Consider the following 17,179-nt stretch of genomic DNA (forward strand, 5'->3'; position numbering starts at 1 on the left):
GCAGACTGTCAAGAGGCGTAGAGTGCCGGCGTGGAGGGAAGCCCGTCGATGTCGTATCCGCCGTCGCCGTGGTCGCTGCGCGGCCGGATGCACGTGTCCGTCTGGGCCGTGCCGCTCGCCGACGTGCCCGCGCTGCCGCCGTCGCTGTCCGGTGCGGTCCGCGTACTGCGGCTGTTCGGCCGCGCGTTCGTCGGCACCGCCTGGGTCGACTACCAGCCCGGCGGCGACATGAGCTACCACGAGCTGCTCTCGGCCGTGCTCACCCGTGCCGGGTGGCGGCCACGGGTCACCATCACGCACATCTGGGTCGACAGCGTCGCGTCCCGTGACGGCGGCCGGGCGCTGTGGGGCATCCCGAAGGATCTCGCCGCCTTCGCCGGGTCCTTCGGTGAGGGCGCGGCGTCCGCCTCGACCGCCGACGGGCCGATCGCGTCGGCGGTCCTGCCGCCCGGCAACGGCATTGCGCCGCGGCTGCCGGTCGGGTTCCGGGTCGTGCAGGATCTCGCCGGCCGGCCCGTGACGACCCCGGTGCGGTCCACCGCCCGCTACGGCCCCGCGAGGGTGGTGTGGACCGTTGCGCCCGACGGGCCGCTGCGGTTCCTCGCCGGGCGGCGGCCGCTGCTGTCGTTCGTCGCGGCCGGGTTCCGGATGCGCTTCGGTGCCGCCGCTCAGCGTGTGGTGGTGTAGTCCGCCTCGTCGAGCCGCGCGGTGCGGGCGGCGTATTCGCCCGCCATGCCGGGCCAGTTGGTGACGACCCGGCCGCCGTCCGTGCGGTACCAGCTCTCGCAGCCCACCCACACGCTGGCGCCGAGCCTGCGCTGCATCTCCGCGTCGAACGCGGCGGCCACGTCCGCGCGCACCTCGAGCGTGTGCGTCTCGGGTGTGTGCTTTTCGGGCGTGTGCTTTTCGGGCGTGCTTCTTGTCGACAGCAGACGCGCGGCCTGCACGATGTAGCGGGCCTGCGCCTCGTGGAAGTACACCACCGACGTGTTGCCGGTGTTGGTGTTCGGCCCGTACATGAGGAACATGTTCGGGAAGCCCGGCACGGCGATGCCCAGATGCGCGTAGGCACCGTCGCGCCACTCGTCGTGCAGCACGCGGCCGTCCCGCCCGGTGATCCGCACCGGCGTCAGGAACTCGGTGGCCGCGAAGCCGGTGCCGTACACGATCATGTCGCACTCGTGGTCTTCGCCGTCGGCGGTGCGGATTCCCGCTGGTGTCAACCGTTCGACGTCCGCGGTGACGAGCGCGACGTCGGGCCGGCGCAGCGTCGCGAACCAGTCGCCGGTGAACAGGACCCGTTTGCAGCCCATCGCGTAGTCCGGTGTGACCGTCCTTCTCATGCTCCGCGCCTGTACGAGCCGCTGCCCGCTGGACAGCGCCCACACCGCGAACCTGGCCGGCCGGTTGCCGGTCACCGCCTTGCCCGTCACCACGGTCAGCAGCCACGTGCCGCCCCGCGCCGCCCGCATCAGCGCCGGGAACCTGCGGTTGAGCGCGCGCCTCCACGGCCCGTACCGCCGGTTCGGCTTCGGCAGCGTCCACGGCGCCGTGCGCTGGAAGACGGTGACGTGCGCGGCCCTGCCCGCGATCGCGGGGACCAGCTGGATCGCGCTTGCCCCGGTGCCGATGACCCCGACCCGTTTTCCGGTCACGTCGAGGCCGGGATCCCAGCGCGCGGTGTGCATCGCGGGACCGGTGAACTCCTGCTGTCCTGGCAGCACCGGGACCACCGGCCGCGACAGCTGCCCCATCGCCGGGATCAGCACGTCGAACAGCTCCGTGGTGCCGTCGCCCAGCGTCACCCGCCACGCCTCGCCGGTCCAGTCCGCGGCGACCACCTCGGTGCCGAGCCTGAGATGTTCGGCGAGGCCGAAGTCGCGCACACACCTCCGCAGGTACCCCAGGATCTCCGGCTGCGGCGGGAACCGTTGCGACCAGTCGGGATTGGGCGCGAAGGAGTACGAGTACAGCGGCGCGGGGATGTCGCACGCGCAGCCCGGGTAGACGTTGTCCCGCCAGACGCCGCCGACGCCGTCGGCCTTGTCGAAGATGACCACGTCGCCGAAACCGGCCTGGCGCAACAGGTGTGCCGCGGCGATGCCGCCGAAACCCGCTCCGACCACGGCGATCCTCATGACGCTGCGCTGCCCTGTGTGGTCACGCCCAACGTCCGGAACACCCGCTCGACCAGGGTGATGAGCATCGTCGACAGCAGGATGTGGACCTGCGCCCGGTTGAGCGTCTTGTGCTCCAGCCACTCGCGTGCGGTCGCCTTGGCCAGGCCGCAGTACGCCCGTACCATGGCCCGCAGCTCGTCACGGTGCTCCCGCTCACCGTCCAGGCCGACCGCGACGAGGATGCTGTCCGCGGCGATGTCGTCGGCCTCCTGCAGGACCCGCTCGATGTCCGCGTCGCGGCCCACACCACCGCCGTCGACGGCCGCCAGCCACGACCTGCTGTGCCGCGACACCACGTCGAGAAACCAGGCGACGCTGGCGTCGACCCGGGTCGCGAGGTCGCCCTCCGGCAGCTGCTCCACCGCGACCGCCGGGATCGTGACGAGCACCCGCACCGCCTCGATGAACAGCCCTCGTTTGGTGCCGAAGTAGTGGTTGATGAGCCCGCGCGCCACCCCGGCGGCATCCGCGATGTCCGTCGTGGACACCTCGGCGTACGGCCGCTCCCCGAACAACCGCACCGCGACGGCAAGGATCTGCTCCCGCCGCACGTCAGGCTCCAGCCGCCGGCCGCGCATCTGCATGGCAGCCACCGTGCCCTGTTGTTGGCCGAGTGTCAACAAAGTACGGTAAGCCGGTGACCGCGCTGTCTCACCACCGCGAGGGCTCCGGCGAGCCGCTCGTCCTGATCCACGGCATCGGCAGCCGCTGGCAACTGTGGCAACCGCTCCTCCCCCTCCTGCGCTCCCAGTTCGACGTCGCCGCCCTGGATCTCCCCGGCTTCGGCGCGTCCCCACTTTCTGGTGCGTCTCCGCCTTCTGACGGCCCTTTGCCTTCCGGTGGTCCGCCGCTTCCTGGCGGCCCTCCGCTTTCCGGTGCGTCTCCGCTTCCTGGTGGCCCTTTGCCTTCCGGTGGTCCTCCGCTTGCCGGTCCGTCTCCGCTTGCTGGTCCGTCTCCGCTTGCTGGCGGTCCTTCGCTTTCTGGCGGTCCTTCGCCTTCCGATGCGTCTGGGCTTCCTGGCGGCCCTTTGCCTTCCGGTGGTCCGCCGCTTTCTGGTGCGTCTCCACCTTCTGGTGGCCCGCCGCTGTCTGGTGGCCCGCCGCTTTCCGGCTCCTCTTCGCTTTCCGGCTCCGCTGGTGATGCCTGCGACGTGCACGCCTTCGCCGACGCCGTCACCCGCTTCGCCGCCGAGGCGTTCCCATCGTCCCCGTCATTCCACGTCGCCGGCAGCTCCCTCGGCGGCGGCGTCGCACTCGAACTCGGCCGCCGCGGCCTCGCCCGCTCAGTGACGGCGTTCGCACCGATCGGCTTCTGGGGCCCCATTTCCCGCCGCTGGTGCCAGTCATCGGTAAGCGCCGCCCGGCTCCTCGGCCGCCTGACCCGCCCAGCACTACCCGCCCTCGCCGCCACAGCGCCCGGCCGGATCGCGCTGTTCGGCATGTTCTTCGGCCACCCCGCCCGGCTCGACCCGGCCGCGTGCATCGCAGACGTCGACGCGCTCGTCGCCGCCCCAGGCTTCCGCGCCACGCGTGCCGCCTTCGCCACCCATCAGTTCCGCGACCCAGGCGCCCTGCACGACATCCCGGTCACCGTAGCCTGGGGAACCCGCGACGCGATCCTGCCCGCCTTCCAGTCCCGCCGCGCCGCCGCCGCCCTCCCATCCGCCCGCCACGTCCGCCTACCAGGCTGCGGCCACCTACCGTTCTCCGACGCCCCCTCAACTTGCGCAACCCTAATCCACACCACCGCCACCTGACGCCTTCCATCGCCCACCGTGCGCCGCCGCTCACACGACGTCACGGCGCTGGACGTGGGGCTGCACACCCTCGAGAATGGAGGGGCAACGCCTACCGGGGGGAGGCGGCACATGCCACGACCATATTTCTCTTTGGACGCACCAGATTCCGGGTCCTCAGCGACTCCTGGACTGATCGACTGGGACGCACGATTCGCAGCAGCACAGGCAGCGTCACTGCGCCGGCGCTCGGAGCGACTGCGGGTCCGGACGGAGTTCGCAGAGACCCGCGCACACGGCCTCGCCGCCCGCCACGCGACGAAGCTGGCCCGGCTCCGCTCGGCCAGAGTGCTGGACGAGACAACCCGCCAATCGCCCGCGCCGTCAGTGCCGCCCGCTGGGACCGCACCGCCCGCGTCGCTCGTGCCGTCCGCTCAGACCGCGCCGTCCGCTCGGACCGTGCCGCCCGTGCCGCCTGTGCCGTCCTCGCGGACCGTGCCGCCCGTGCCGCCTGTGCCGTCCTCGCGGACCGTTCGGACCGTGCCGCCCATGCTGCCCGTGCCGTCCGTTCGGACCGCTTGGACCGTTCGGACCGCTCCGCCCGTGTCGTCCGCTCGGACCGCACCGCCCGCGTCGCTCGTCTCGTCCTCGCGGCCCGCACCGCCCTTGCCGCCCGCGACGGCTGAGCCGGTCTCGCGCCGCCCGCGGCTTCATCGCCCGCCGACCGCCGCTCCATCTCCCGTGCGTCCAGCTCCACCTCCTGCGCGCGTGGTGTCGCCTCCTGCGCGTCCGGGTTCGGCTCCTGCGCGCGTGGTGTCGCCTCCTGCGCGTCCGGGTTCGGCTCCTGCGCGCGTGGTGTCGCCTCCTGCGCGTCCGGGTTCGGCTCCTGCGCGCGTGGTGTCGCCTCCTGCGCGTCCGGGTTCGGCTCCTGCGCGCGCGGTGTCGCCTCCTGCGCGTCCGGGTTCGGCTCCTGCGCGCGTGGTGTCGCCCCCTGCACTGCCGACTCCAGCTCCTGCGTGTCCGGCTTCACCTCCCCGGCAGGTGGTGTCGGCTCCTGCGCGACCGGCTCCAGCTTCTGTGGGACCGGTTTCGCCTCCTGGCGGTGCGGCGTTGGCTTCTGGCCGATCGACTTCTCCACATTCGTTTTCGGCTCCCGCGCCCGTTCGGCCGCCTGCTGGGGCTGCTGATCCACCAGCGGTGCCAGCCCGCCCTGCACCTGCGGTCAGTCGCCCGGCTGCCGCGGGCCGCTCGTCCAGGTCCTGCGTCTACTCGCATGGTGCCGGCGCCCACAACGACCCGACCGGAGGCAGCGGCAGCACACGCACCCAGTTGCCGGCGCGTTGCGCTGGTCGGGCAACACCGTTGCGGCCGCGACCCGCACTCCGGGCGGCCAGTGTCCGGGGCGCGATGTCGGCCAGTTCCGGCCGCGGGTACTCCCCGGATTGTGCGTCCGACCGAGCCCGACCGGGGCGGTGCCATGTGGGCTGCCGGCTGCCTGGTGTCTGCGTCCGGTCGGTGCATGCAGCGTTTCGTCTGCACCGATACTTCGCCCGGCCGGCCCCACGGGCCCGCTTGTGCAATTGATCCTGGCTGCTGCGACCGGCCCGGATACCCCGACCGGCCCGATCAGCTGACCTGATTCGGCCTGGCCTAACCGATTCGCCTCGTCCGGGCGACCCTGTCTCGCCCAACCGAACCCGGTTGGCCCGGACGGTGCGATCTGCCCAGCTGGCCCCAAGGTCCGATCTGGCGTGCGCCGATTCAACCGGCGCCGGTCCGGATGGTCCTGATGTCGTCCGGGGATTGTCTGCTGTGCGGTGGCGGAGCGCGGCAACCTCCACGGAATCGCGCTTCTCCCTGAGTCCGCCCGGGCCGACGCGGCACGGCGGAGTCCGGCCGGGGGTGGCGTTGGGTGCTGGCCAATCAGTCCAGGCGGGCTGCAGGTGGCAGTGCGGCTGTGTGTGGCCTGGTTCGGGTCGGGGGTCGGGGGTCGGGGCATCGGCTGGTGTTGGTGATTGCCGTGGCGGGTGGGGGGTGTGGCGGGCGGTGTCCCGGTATGTGGGCACTGTGGGTTGAAGGGCAACAGCACCTGTCTGGACGGTTGACAACAGGAGTGCCGGCTGCCTTCATAGACGTTACCACCGAAGAAACATCGTTCCACTCTGCGAAACGGCGACTGGATGCGGTGGGGCAGTCCGTCGGACCAAACACCAGAGAGGAAGCAGCAATTCGATGAAGACCCCCTCCAGGTTGGCGGCCGGGGCCTTAGGCCTCGCCGCTGCCATCGCGCTCGGTGGCACCAGTGCCGAGGCGTACGGGCCCGCGGCGAACTCGCTCGGGTGTCGGCTGTACTTCAGCGATGCCGGCACCGGCACGTCGCCGACGACGTGGAACGACACGTTCGGGCTCACCCAGACGCCGGCCACGCCGTCGCCCGGGCAGACCGTCACCGTCACCTTCACGGCGGTGACCGGACCCAACAACGGTCCGGTCCCGTTGAACGCGGGTGACGTGCCGGTCATCATCAAGTTGGCGCTCGGCGGGTCCCAGTCGGGCACCGTCACGCTCAACATGGCCACCTACCCGGCCGCCGCGGCGGCCGCTGGTGCGCCGCTCGGCTCCATCACCGCGACCGGCACGTACGTGGCCGGCACGGCTGGGGCGGCGTCGCTCACCGTCACGCAGGCCGTGTTCAACAACGCGACCGCGAAGACGTACTGCTCGGGTCCGGGCGACCGTGACCACAAGGCCGCCCCGGCGGCGAGCACGATCGTCGAGAACTACAGCGTGTTCGGCGGCGGCACCAGCATCACCTCGGTCACCGGGCAGAGCGTCACCAGCGCTGCGCGGGCGGGGAACACCATCAACTTCTCCGTGACCGGGCTGGCTCCAAGCGCGACGCTCACCGCGTCGCTGAAGAACGCGGGCGGCGGTGGCACCGCTGAGGGCAGCGGCGCCGGCACCACCGACGCCACCGGTGCGGGCACCGGGACGCTCGTCGTCCCTGCCGGCGCCACGACGGGGGCGCGGACGCTGTCCGTGTCCGACGGCACCAACACCGTCACCACGCCGATCACCATCCTCGGCGCACCGGCCATCTCCATCACCCCCGGTGGTGGCGGCGCGGGCACCGCGGTCGCGGTGACCGGTACCAACTGGAACCCGGGGAGCACCGTCTCCATCCGGGGCTACAAGGCCGGGGCGCCCCCGCCGCCGCCCACCGCGGACGCGGCGGTCACGGCGACGGCGAGCGCGACCGGTGCGGTCAGCGGCTCGTTCACGGTGAACGACCCGACCACCGCCTACATCGGCGCGACGTCGGGTGCCGGCGCGGGCACGCTGTTCGCGGTCGCCACCTGGGCGGCCTCGGCCGACTCCTGCGTGGCGAAGACCGGCACGGCCACCACCGGCTCGTGCAACCTCACCTACAACCTGTCCCAGACGGTCACGGCGGGCAATCTCGCGATGTCCCGCACGACCGGCTCGGACAACGTCACGCTGAGCGGCGTCACGCTCAACGGGACCGTCCAGCACGGCACCGGCGCGCTCGCGCCGATCACCGTGACGGACTACCGGGGCAGCACCTTCGGCTGGAGCCTGGTCGGTGCGGTCACCGACTTCACCGGTACGCCGGGCGGCAGCATCGCGAAGGCGAACCTCACCTGGACCCCGACGTGCGTGGCCGCTGCCGGCAGTACCAACGCGGTGACGGCGACGGCGGGCTCCGCGGGTGCGGTGGACGGCTCGACCCTGTGCTCGGCCCCGGCGAACGCGGCCGGCACGGGTGGCGGCTTCGACGCAGGCGCCGCGCTCGACCTGCAGATCCCGGCCAACCAACTGGCCGGCGGCTACACCGCGACGCTCACGATCACGCTGAGCTAGCCGCTGAGGTGGGGGCCCTGCCGGGCCCCCACCTCGACGAAACACCAGCAGGAGGAGACGTGCGCAGAACAGTCGCAGCGGTCATGGTTGCCGTGGCGATCGCGGTGCCCGCCCCGGCGCACGCCGCCGGCAACGGCGAGTGGTCGGTCAACCCGACGCCGCCCGCCGAGCCGGGACCGGCGCCCCGCCTGTACTTCTTCCTCGAGTCGCCGCCCGGCACCTCGGTGCAGGACTCGGTCCGCGTGACCAACCTCGCCGACCAGCCGCGGACCTTCCGGCTCTACGGCGCGGACGCGTACAACACCCCCAACGACGGCGGGTTCGGCCTGCGGACCCAGGACGCCGCCCAGGTCGACATCGGCGCCTGGACCCGGGTCGGCGCCGCGACGGTGACGGTGCCCGCGAAGTCGCAGGCCGACGTCCCGTTCGTCATCACCGTGCCCACCAACGCGACCCCCGGCGACCACGTCGGCGGCGTCGTGGCGATGGAGGAGCAGCCGGGCGCCACCACGAAGCAGAACGGCGTCGACGTCACCGTCCGCCGCGCCGTGGCCGCCCGCGTCTACCTGCGGGTCAGCGGCCCGACCGTGCCCGGCCTGCGCATCGACGGCGTCAACCTGAGCAACGACACGCCGTGGCTGCCGAGCACTGTGGACGGTACGTACACCTACGACGTCGTCAACACCGGCAACCTGCACCTGCCGCCGACGCTGTCGGTGCGGGTCACCGGGCTGTTCGGGCACAAGGTCCGCCAGCACGGCGCCGTCCCGCAGATCGACCTGCTGCCCGGCGCGCGGACCCGCCTCGGCGGCACCGTCAGCGGCGTGTGGCCGTTCGACGTGGTGACGACCTCGGTCACGGTGACCGCCGACGGCGGGGTGAAGGCCAGGGCGCAGGACACCACCGTGGTGGTCTCGTGGCCGGCCCTCGCAGCCGTCGTCATCGCGCTGGCATTGTTCATCTGGTACCGGCGGCGCCGCGCCGCGGCGATCACCGCGAAGCCACGCAGGCGACTGCCCGAACCGGTGACGGTGCGATGAGGCGCACCCTTGCCGTCCTCTGTGGACTGACACTGGTGTGTCTGGCCGCACCGCCGGCCGCCGCCGACGGGCTGACCGCGAGCCTCGGCGCCCCGTCGGCGAAGCCGGGCGCGACGCTGCGCGTCACCGGCGCCGGCTGGCCCGCGGGCCAGCTGCTGCAGCTGGTCACCTGCGGCGAGCTGGCGATGACCGGCTCCGGCGCCTGCGACATGCGCGCGGCCCTCGCGACCCCGGCCAGGGCCGACGGCACGTTCAGCGTCGACCTGCGCGTCGGTGACCCGCCCCGGCCCTGCCCCTGCGTCGTGCACGTGGCGCTCGTCGGTACCGGCGCCAACGGACACGTCGACGTCCCGCTGGAGATCCCCGGTCACGCCACCGGACCCGCGCCGGTCGCGGCCGGCACCGTCGCCCGCCTCGACGTGGTGCGGATCCGCCTGGACGGCAGACCGTCGTGGATGGAGTGGTTCGGGGCCCGCGCCGACCGCACCCTGGTCTACGAGGTCCGCAACCCCGGTGCGCAGAGCCTGCGGGAGCTGCCGCTCAACGTGCGCGTCGGCAAGGGCGGCGGCGACCCGACGGCCGCGCCGCGCTCCGGCGAGATCCGGCCCGGCGAGACCCGCGAGTACCGGGTGCCGGTCACGATCCCGTTCGCCGCGTTCGGGCGGTACCAGGTCCGCGCCGACATTGCCGGGCTCGGTGAGGCGTCCACGAGCCACGACGCCTACCCGTGGGGACTGCTGGCGCTCAACGCGCTCGGGGTCGCGCTCATCGTCTTCGGTGTCCAGCGGCGCATCCGGTCCCGGCGCCGCGACGGCGAACCGCTGCGGCACAGCGACGATCCGTTGCTGCTGCCGCCGCTGGTACGGGTGCCAGCGCTCGGTGCGGTGCTCGTGTTCGACGACGCCCCCGGCGCGAACCGGCTCCGCCGCCAGGCGAGGGCCCAGATCAGCGCCGCGACCCTGCGCCGGCTGATCGGCGAACCCGGCGGCGGGACCGCAGACGGCACCGCGATCGTCGACCTCGCGGCCCTCGACGCGGTCCTGGCCGGCGACGACCCGGCCACCCAGCGCCGCCAGGCGGCCGCCACGCAGGCGGCACCGGAAGGGGCCGCGACGCAGGCAGTGCCCGAACGGGCCGCGGCCGTCGTCGACCTCGGCGAGCTGGACGCCTACCTCGCCGGGCACGCGGACGCCGACGACTGGCGGGCAGCACTGCAGCGACCACCACGGAAAGGCCGGTCCGGCCGGCGGAAGAGGAGACCCGGTGCGGGTGAATGACTGGTCGAGGGCGCATGACTGGTCGCTGGTGCTGCGGGCGGGCGTCGCGGCGGTGGCGGCCGTGGTCGCGTTCGCCGGCTGCTCGTCGGTGATGCCCGGCGCGCTGGACGGCGACGGGGGCGGCGCGACGGGCGAGCAGGCGCGGCGCACCGGCGCCGGCCCCGGCGTCACCGCCGACAGCGTCAAGGTGGTGTTCGTCGGCGTCGACCTCAAGGCCACCGCCAGCGTGACCGGCTTCAAGACCGCCGACGCCGGCGACCCGGCCCGCCAGGTCAAGGCCCTCGAGACGTGGGTCAATGCCAACGGCGGCATCGCCGGGCGCAAGATGGCCGCGGTCTACCGCAACTACGAGGCCGCCGACGACTCACCGGCCGCCGAGGAACGCCTCTGCAACCAGATCACCCAGGACGACAAGGCGTTCGCGGTCGTGCTCACCGGGCAGTTCCAGAGCAACGCCCGGCCGTGCTACGCGTCCCGGCGCACCCTGGTGCTGGACGCGACCCTCGTCGCCAACGACCAGAGCACCTTCACGAAGCTGGCCCCGTACCTGTGGTCGGCCAGCTACCCCGACTACGACGAGTTCGTGCGGGCGTTCCTCGGCAGCCTGGAGGCGCAGCAGTACTTCGCCGGCGCGACCAGAGCCGGTGTCGTGGCCGCCGACACGCCCACGAACCGCACCGTGTACGAGCGGCTCGCCGTACCGGAGCTCAAACGGCTCAAGGTGACCCCGACGGTCGCCTGGATCGACACGACCGACCTCGGCACGCTCAACGCCGGGCTCAACCAGGCCGCCGTCGACTTCCGCGGCAAGGGCGTGGACCGGGTGTTCTTCCTCGGCGGCGCGCGGATGGCGTCGTTTTTCCTGACCGTCGCCACCGCGCAGAGCTTCACCGCCCGGTACGCGCTGTCCAGCTTCGACAACCCGAGCTTCCTGGTGAACAACCCGGCGACGATCCCGCGGGAGGGCCTGCAAGGGGCCGTCGGCATCGGCTTCAACCCCAGCCAGGACGTCCCGGACAGCGCGTACCCGTTCCCCGGCACCGACGCCGAACGCGCGTGCCTGGCCATCTTCGAGGCCGAGGGGCAGAGGTTCGCGACCCGCGAGAACGCCCGCGCCGCGTTCCCGTACTGCGACGCGACGCTGCTGCTGCAGGCCGGCGCCCGCAACCTCGGCGCCGACCTCAACGCGTCCGCCTGGGCGCAGGACGTCCGGGCGCTCGGCACCGGGTTCCGCCCCGCGACCGGGTTCGCCGGGCTGCTCGGCCCGGGCCGGTTCTCCGCCGCGAACGGCTACCGCGCCATGGCGTACGACGGCGGCTGCGGCTGCTTCGCCTACCAGGGCGAGGAGGTGCCCTTTGCGGCCCGCTGACGCCATCGCCTGCACCGGCGTCGACGCCTCCTACGGCCCCGTCCAGGTCCTGTACGGCGTCGGCGTCCACGTCGGCGACGGCGAGATGGTCGGCGTGTGCGGCCCGAACGGCGTCGGCAAGACCACGCTCGTGCGGGTCCTCGCCGGCCTGCAACGACCCGGGACCGGCCGGGTGCTGCTGGCCGGCCGCGACATCACCGCGGTCCCGGCCGCCCGCCGGGTCCGGCTCGGCCTGTCCACAGTGGTCGGTCAGCAGGCGTTCGGGTCCCTGACCGTCACGGAGAACCTGCGCATGTACGGCTACACCGTCAGCCGCCGCGACGGGCGCCTGCGCCGCGCGGTCGACGGCGCCTTCGCGGTCTTCCCGCGCCTCTACGAGCGGCGCGACCAGCCCGCCTCGACACTGTCCGGCGGCGAGCGGCAGATGCTGGTCCTGGCCAAGACGCTCATCCAGCGCCCCCGCGTGCTGCTCATCGACGAGTTCTCCCTCGGCCTCGCGCCGGTCGTCGTCGGTGGCCTCCTCGAAATGGTGCGGCGCCTGAACCGGCTCGGCACGGCACTGCTCGTGGTGGAGCAGTCGGTCAACGTCGCACTGTCCCTTGTGGACCGCGTGTACTTCATGGAGAAGGGGACGATCGTCGCCGAGCACACGTCCGCCCACCTGGCGGATCAGCCGGGCCTGGTCCAGTCGCTCATGCTCGGCGGGCACGCATGAGCGGCCCGGAGCGGAGCGGAGGGGCCGCGAATCAGGAGCGCAGCGTCGGCTCAGGCAGGCGCCGGAGCGAAGCGGAGGTGACGGCATGAGCCTGTGGGGGTACGACTTCGGGCCGGACCGGATCCTGCTGGGCCTGTTCACCGGGCTCACCTACGCGCTGCTCGCCGTGGGCCTGGTGCTCGTCTACCGGTCCAGCCGGTTCATCAACTTCGCGCACGGCTCCATCGGCGTGTTCGGCGCCGCCGTCCTCGGCCGGCTCGTCGCCGGCGAGGGCCTGCCGTACTGGGTGGCGTTCCCCGCCGCGATGGCCGTCGCCGCCGGTGTGGCCGCCGCCGTCGAGGCCGGCGTCGTGCGGCGGCTGCGGCACCGGTCCCGGGTCATCGGCATGATCGCCACGCTCGGGCTGTCCCAGTTCATCCTCGTCGTGTCGCTGCTGGTGAACCGGCAGGGCGTCAGCGGCGCCACGTTCCCCCGCCCGCCGGGGCTGCCGTCGTTCACGGTCGGGCGGACGCCGGTCGGGCCCGCGTTCACCGCGATGCTGATCCTGACGCCGCTGCTGCTCGTGGCGCTCGCGCTGTTCCTGAAGCGGTCCCGGCACGGCCTGGCGATCCGGGCCGCCGCCGACCAGCCGTCCGCCGCGCTGCTCGACGGGGTCGCCGCCCCGCGGATGGCCACCGTCGCGTGGGCGATCGCGGGCGGGATCGCGGCGTTCTCCGCCATCCTCGTCACACCCACCCAGGGCGCGCAGTCCATCGACACCCTCGGCCCGGACCTGCTGCTCAAAGGCCTTGCCGGCGCGGTCATCGCGCGGCTGTCGTCGATCCCGATCGCCTTCGCGGCGTCGTTGGGCATCGGTGTACTGGAGCAGATCCTGCTGTCCGGCTCCGCCGGTACCGGCCTCGTGCAGGTCGTGCTCGGCGCGACCATCCTCGTGGCGCTGCTGCGCCAGCCCCGGCTCGGCCGCCGCGACACCGACGACGGCGGCTGGGCCCGCTCCGGCGCCGCGGCCCTGTCCGGCCCGTGGCAGGTGCGGCACCTCGGCCGGCTCACCGCCGGCGCCGGGTTCCTGCTCGCGGCGGCCCTGGCGTACCTCGTGGACAACCAGACCGCCTCGGCGCTGACGACCGTCGCCGGCTTCACACTCGTGGCGCTGTCGGTGCTCGTCGTCACCGGCGTGGCGGGTGAGCTGTCCCTGGGCCAGTTCGCGTTCGCCGGGATCGGCGGCGCCGTGTCGGTGCGGGTCGCCGCGCACACCGGTAACTTCTTCGTCGGGGTCGTCGCCGGCTGCGCGGCGGCCGCGCTGGCCGCCGCCGCGGTCGGGGTGCCCGCGCTGCGGCTGCGGGGGCTCGCCCTCGCCGTCACCACGCTCGCGTTCGCCCTGGCGACCAGCGCGTTCCTGCTGCGCCGCGACTGGCTGCTCGGCTCGGGGGTGAGCACCCCGAAACCCCAGTGGGCCGGCTACACCCTCGAGGTCGCCAAGGACTACTACCTGTTCGCCCTGCTGATGCTCGGCCTCGGGCTGTGGCTGACCGGAAACCTGCGCCGCGGCGCGTTCGGCCGGCTGCTCACCGCCCTGCGCGACAACGAGGAGGCGGCGAGGGCGCTGACGGTGTCCGCGCCGCTGCGCAAGCTGCAGGCGTACGCGGTCGCCGGGGCCCTCGCCGGCCTCGGCGGCGCCGTCATCGGCCATGGCCAGACGCAGCTGACCGTCAACAGCTTCCCGGCCGCCGCGAGCATCGACGTCGTCGCGGTCACCGTCGTCGGCGGGATCGGCCTGCTCGGCGGTCCGCTGCTCGGCGCGCTGGTCATCGTCGGCATCCCCGCCTTCGTCGACCTCGGCATCCCCGGCCAGGCCGCGCTCACCCTCGCCTGGCTGCTCGTCGTCGTGCTGCTGCCCGGCGGCTTGGGCGGCCTGGTGGTGCGGGCCCGTGACGCCCTGGCGGGCCGCTGGACCCGTCCACCGTCACCCGCCGCCGAGCCGGCCGCCGCGGGGGTGCCCGGCCACACGCCCGTCGACGACCTGCCGGTGCCCGTGGCGGACGGTCCGGCGCGGCACACGCCACCGTCACCGGCCGCCGCGGTGATGCCCGGCCACACGGCCGTCGACGACCTGCCGGTGCGCGCGGCGCCGACGCTGCCGGCCCGCACCGGGGCCGTCCGGGCGCCCGCGCCGGGGGAGCCGCTGCTGGTCGTGCGGGACATCGCCCGTGCGTTCGGCGGGGTCACCGCCGTCGCCGGGGTGCGCTTGGACGTCGCCGCCGGGGAGGTGCTCGGCATCATCGGGCCGAACGGCGCCGGCAAGACCACGCTGTTCGAGATCATCGCCGGGTTCGTGCCGCCGGACGCGGGCACCGTCACGTTCGCCGGCCGGGACGTCACCCGCGCGACCCCCGAACGCCGGGCGCGGCTCGGCCTGGTCCGATCCTTCCAGGACGCCCGGCTCTTCGCCACGATGACCGTCCTGGAGACCGTGATGACCGCGGGGGAGCGGACCGCGCCGAGCGGCCTGCTCGCCTCCGCGCTCGGCGCGCCCCTCGCCGAGCGGCGCAAGGCCGCGCGGGCCACCGGGCTGATCGACCTCATGGGACTGTCCACAGTGGCCGGTGAGCTCGTCGGCAACCTGTCCACCGGTACCCGGCGGATGGTCGAGATCACCTGCTTGCTCGCGCTGGAACCGGCGCTGCTGCTGCTGGACGAGCCGTCCTCGGGCGTCTCGCAGGCCGACGGCGCGGCGCTGGGCGACCTGCTGCTGCGGGTCCACCGCGAGCTCGGCACCACGCTGCTGGTCATCGAGCACGACCTGCCGCTGCTGTCGCGCCTCGCCACCCGCATGGTCGCCATGGAAAGCGGCCGGATCATCGCCGACGGCACCCCGGACGACGTCCGCGCGCACCCTGCCGTCGTGCGCTCCTACCTCGGCACCGACCTCGCGGCCGTCAACCGGTCCGGAGCAACGACATGAGCGCAACGACATGAGCGCAACGACATGAGCTCGACGACATGAGGAGATTCCCGATGCAACGACGGATCCCGACCCTGGCGGTGCTGATCACGGCGGCGCTCGCCGGGATCATCCCGCTCGGCGCGGCGCCCGCGTGGGCGGCGCCGACGCTCACGGTCAGCAAGACCACCGGCCTGACCGACGGCGCGTCGGTGACCGTCGGCGGCAGCGGGTTCACCCCGAACCTCAAGCAGATCGCGGTCGGGCAGTGCATCGAGGAGGTGAAAGGCCCCACCGACTGCAACCTCGCCGGCGGCAGCCAGTTCGTCAACGCCGACGCCTCCGGCAAGCTGCCGACGGTGACGCTGAAACTCGCGCAGAAGTTCGGCACCTTCGACTGCACGAAACGCGCCTGCGTGATCGCCGCGCAGATCCTGCCGTCCGGCGGCAACGCCGGCGAGATCGCCGCGAACAAGGCGTCGGTGAAGCTCACGTTCGGGGCGGCAGGGCAGGCCACGACCCAGGCCGCGACCGCCACGCCCGAGGCGACGGCGCTGCCGAAGACCGGGCCGGGCGACGAGCCGTTCGTGGTGCTGCTCGCCGGTTCGGCGCTGCTGACCGTCGGCGTCGGCCTGCTGGTGATCCTGCCGGCCCGGCGCCGCCGCGCCCGCACCGCGGAAGGGATGTGAGCACTATGCGGCGCATCGCGATCGGCGCCGCCGTTGTGGCGGCCGTGGCACTCGGGGGTCTCGCCGTGCCGGCGCTCGCGGCCGACCCGGTCACCGCGACCCTCGGCTGCCGGCTGTACTTCAGCGACGCCGGGACGGGCACGTCACCGACGACGTGGGCCGACTCGTTCACCCTCAGCCAGAGCCCGGCGAGCCCGGCCGCCGGCCAGACGGTGACGGTCACCCTCGCCGCCGTCGCGGGCGTCACCAACGGCCCCGTGCCGCTCAACGCCGGTGACGTACCGGTGCGGGTGAGCGTCGCCGTCGGCGGCGCGCAGTCCGGCACCGTCACGCTCAACCAGACCGCGTACCCGGCCTCGGCCAAGGAGGCGGCGGTGCCGCTCGGCCCGATCAGCGCCACGGGCACCTACACGGCCACGACCGCCGGGACGGTGTCGCTCACCGTCCGGCAGGTGACGTTCGCCAACACTACCGCGACCACGTACTGCTCGGCGAGCGGCGACCGGGACCACAAGGCGGCACCGGAGGACACGCCGATCACCCTGTCGTCCGTGGTCACGCCGGCCCCGTCCGGATCGGCGTCCGCAAGCCCGTCCGCGAGCGCGTCACCGAGCCCGTCGGCAAGCGCGTCACCGTCGCCGGGCGCGTCGAGCACCCAGGCCGACACCCCCGCGGAGACGTTCGGGCCCAAATCGGTGACGATGAGGTGCAAGACGCTCAGCACGATCCGCGACTGGACCGCCACGCACACGCTGAGCATGTCGCCCGCCAACCCCGGGTACGGCGCGAACGTCACCGTCACGTACACCTTCGACAACGGTGGCAAGAACGGCCCGGCGCCGATCACGGCCGGCGACCTGAAACCGACCGCGACGGTCAAGCTCAGCGGCGCCCAGTCCGGCACCGTGAAGCTCACCGGCGCGGCCTACGGCGCGATCGCGGCCCAGGCGACCGTGCCCGGCGCCACGCTCACCGGCCAGTTCGTCGCCGGCACCCCCGGCCTGGTCACGCTGACCGTCGCCGGCATCCTGTTCGACCACCCACAGGTCGACACCGAGTGCAACAACGGCAGCGACCCGGTGACCGGGCCGGCCGACACGACGATCGTCGCGAAGTTCACGGTGAAGGCGACGGCCGCGACCGCCGCGGAGGCCGCCGGGCAGGCGCTGCCGAAGACCGGCGACGACGGGATCCTGCCGGTGCTGGTGCTGTGGGGCACGGCGCTGCTGCTGACCGGCGCCGGCGCGCTCGCCGCCCTGCCCAGGGTTCGCCGCCGGCACGAATAGGGAACCGCTCCCGATGTCGGCGCGGCCGCCGGCGGCGAGGCTTGCACCATCGCCGCCGGCACCGC

At 73.4% G+C, this 17,179-nt stretch carries 12 protein-coding genes; 10 read left to right on the forward strand and 2 right to left on the reverse strand.

The annotated features are described in order from the left end of the window. Positions 1-30: 30 nt before the first annotated feature. Positions 31-687 (forward strand): acetoacetate decarboxylase family protein, encoded by a 657-nt coding sequence (locus tag OHA72_RS30415; protein WP_327011209.1) that lies wholly within the window; start codon positions 31-33, stop codon positions 685-687. Here OHA72_RS30415 and OHA72_RS30420 read toward each other — a convergent pair. Both OHA72_RS30420 and OHA72_RS30425 read right to left on the reverse strand, forming a co-directional pair. Next, a complete protein-coding gene (locus OHA72_RS30420; RefSeq protein ID WP_327011210.1) occupies positions 669-2,138 on the reverse strand; it encodes a flavin-containing monooxygenase in 1,470 nt (489 codons plus the stop codon). The genes OHA72_RS30415 and OHA72_RS30420 overlap by 19 nt on opposite strands. Then, positions 2,135-2,764 carry a TetR/AcrR family transcriptional regulator gene (locus OHA72_RS30425; RefSeq protein ID WP_327011211.1) on the reverse strand — a complete coding sequence of 210 codons (630 nt, stop codon included), beginning with the start codon at positions 2,762-2,764 and terminating at the stop codon, positions 2,135-2,137. Before OHA72_RS30425 ends, OHA72_RS30420 begins: the two co-directional genes overlap by 4 nt. A gap of 53 nt (positions 2,765-2,817) precedes the next feature. Here OHA72_RS30425 and OHA72_RS30430 point away from each other — a divergent pair, with 53 nt between their 5' ends. The 9 genes from OHA72_RS30430 (at position 2,818) to OHA72_RS30470 (ending at position 17,114) form a co-directional block, all read left to right on the forward strand. Beyond that, positions 2,818-3,936, forward strand: a complete 1,119-nt coding sequence (locus OHA72_RS30430; protein WP_327011212.1) for an alpha/beta hydrolase — start codon at positions 2,818-2,820, stop codon at positions 3,934-3,936. 2,211 nt (positions 3,937-6,147) lie between these two features. Next, entirely contained in the window at positions 6,148-7,797 is a 1,650-nt protein-coding gene (locus OHA72_RS30435; RefSeq protein ID WP_327011213.1) for a hypothetical protein, read from the forward strand. A 59-nt stretch (positions 7,798-7,856) separates the two neighbouring features. After that, positions 7,857-8,837 carry a WxL protein peptidoglycan domain-containing protein gene (locus OHA72_RS30440; RefSeq protein WP_327011214.1) on the forward strand — a complete coding sequence of 327 codons (981 nt, stop codon included), beginning with the start codon at positions 7,857-7,859 and terminating at the stop codon, positions 8,835-8,837. Beyond that, a complete protein-coding gene (locus tag OHA72_RS30445) occupies positions 8,834-10,114 on the forward strand; it encodes a hypothetical protein (RefSeq protein ID WP_327011215.1) in 1,281 nt (426 codons plus the stop codon). The genes OHA72_RS30440 and OHA72_RS30445 overlap by 4 nt, the downstream gene beginning before the upstream one ends. Then, complete coding sequence (locus tag OHA72_RS30450) at positions 10,101-11,483, forward strand: type 1 periplasmic-binding domain-containing protein (protein WP_327011216.1); 1,383 nt, start codon at positions 10,101-10,103, stop codon at positions 11,481-11,483. The genes OHA72_RS30445 and OHA72_RS30450 overlap by 14 nt, the downstream gene beginning before the upstream one ends. After that, on the forward strand, positions 11,470-12,198 hold the full coding sequence (locus OHA72_RS30455; RefSeq protein WP_327011217.1) for an ABC transporter ATP-binding protein: 729 nt from the start codon (positions 11,470-11,472) through the stop codon (positions 12,196-12,198). Before OHA72_RS30450 ends, OHA72_RS30455 begins: the two co-directional genes overlap by 14 nt. Before the next feature lie 85 nt (positions 12,199-12,283). Next, positions 12,284-15,160, forward strand: a complete 2,877-nt coding sequence (locus OHA72_RS30460) for an ABC transporter permease subunit (protein ID WP_327011218.1) — start codon at positions 12,284-12,286, stop codon at positions 15,158-15,160. Between the two features lie 53 nt (positions 15,161-15,213). Then, on the forward strand, positions 15,214-15,828 hold the full coding sequence (locus tag OHA72_RS30465; protein ID WP_327011219.1) for a neocarzinostatin apoprotein domain-containing protein: 615 nt from the start codon (positions 15,214-15,216) through the stop codon (positions 15,826-15,828). A gap of 5 nt (positions 15,829-15,833) precedes the next feature. Then, entirely contained in the window at positions 15,834-17,114 is a 1,281-nt protein-coding gene (locus OHA72_RS30470; RefSeq protein ID WP_327011220.1) for a hypothetical protein, read from the forward strand. Positions 17,115-17,179: the final 65 nt, after the last annotated feature.

It is taken from the genome of Dactylosporangium sp. NBC_01737, assembly GCF_035963215.1.
GTDB lineage: Bacteria > Actinomycetota > Actinomycetes > Mycobacteriales > Micromonosporaceae > Dactylosporangium.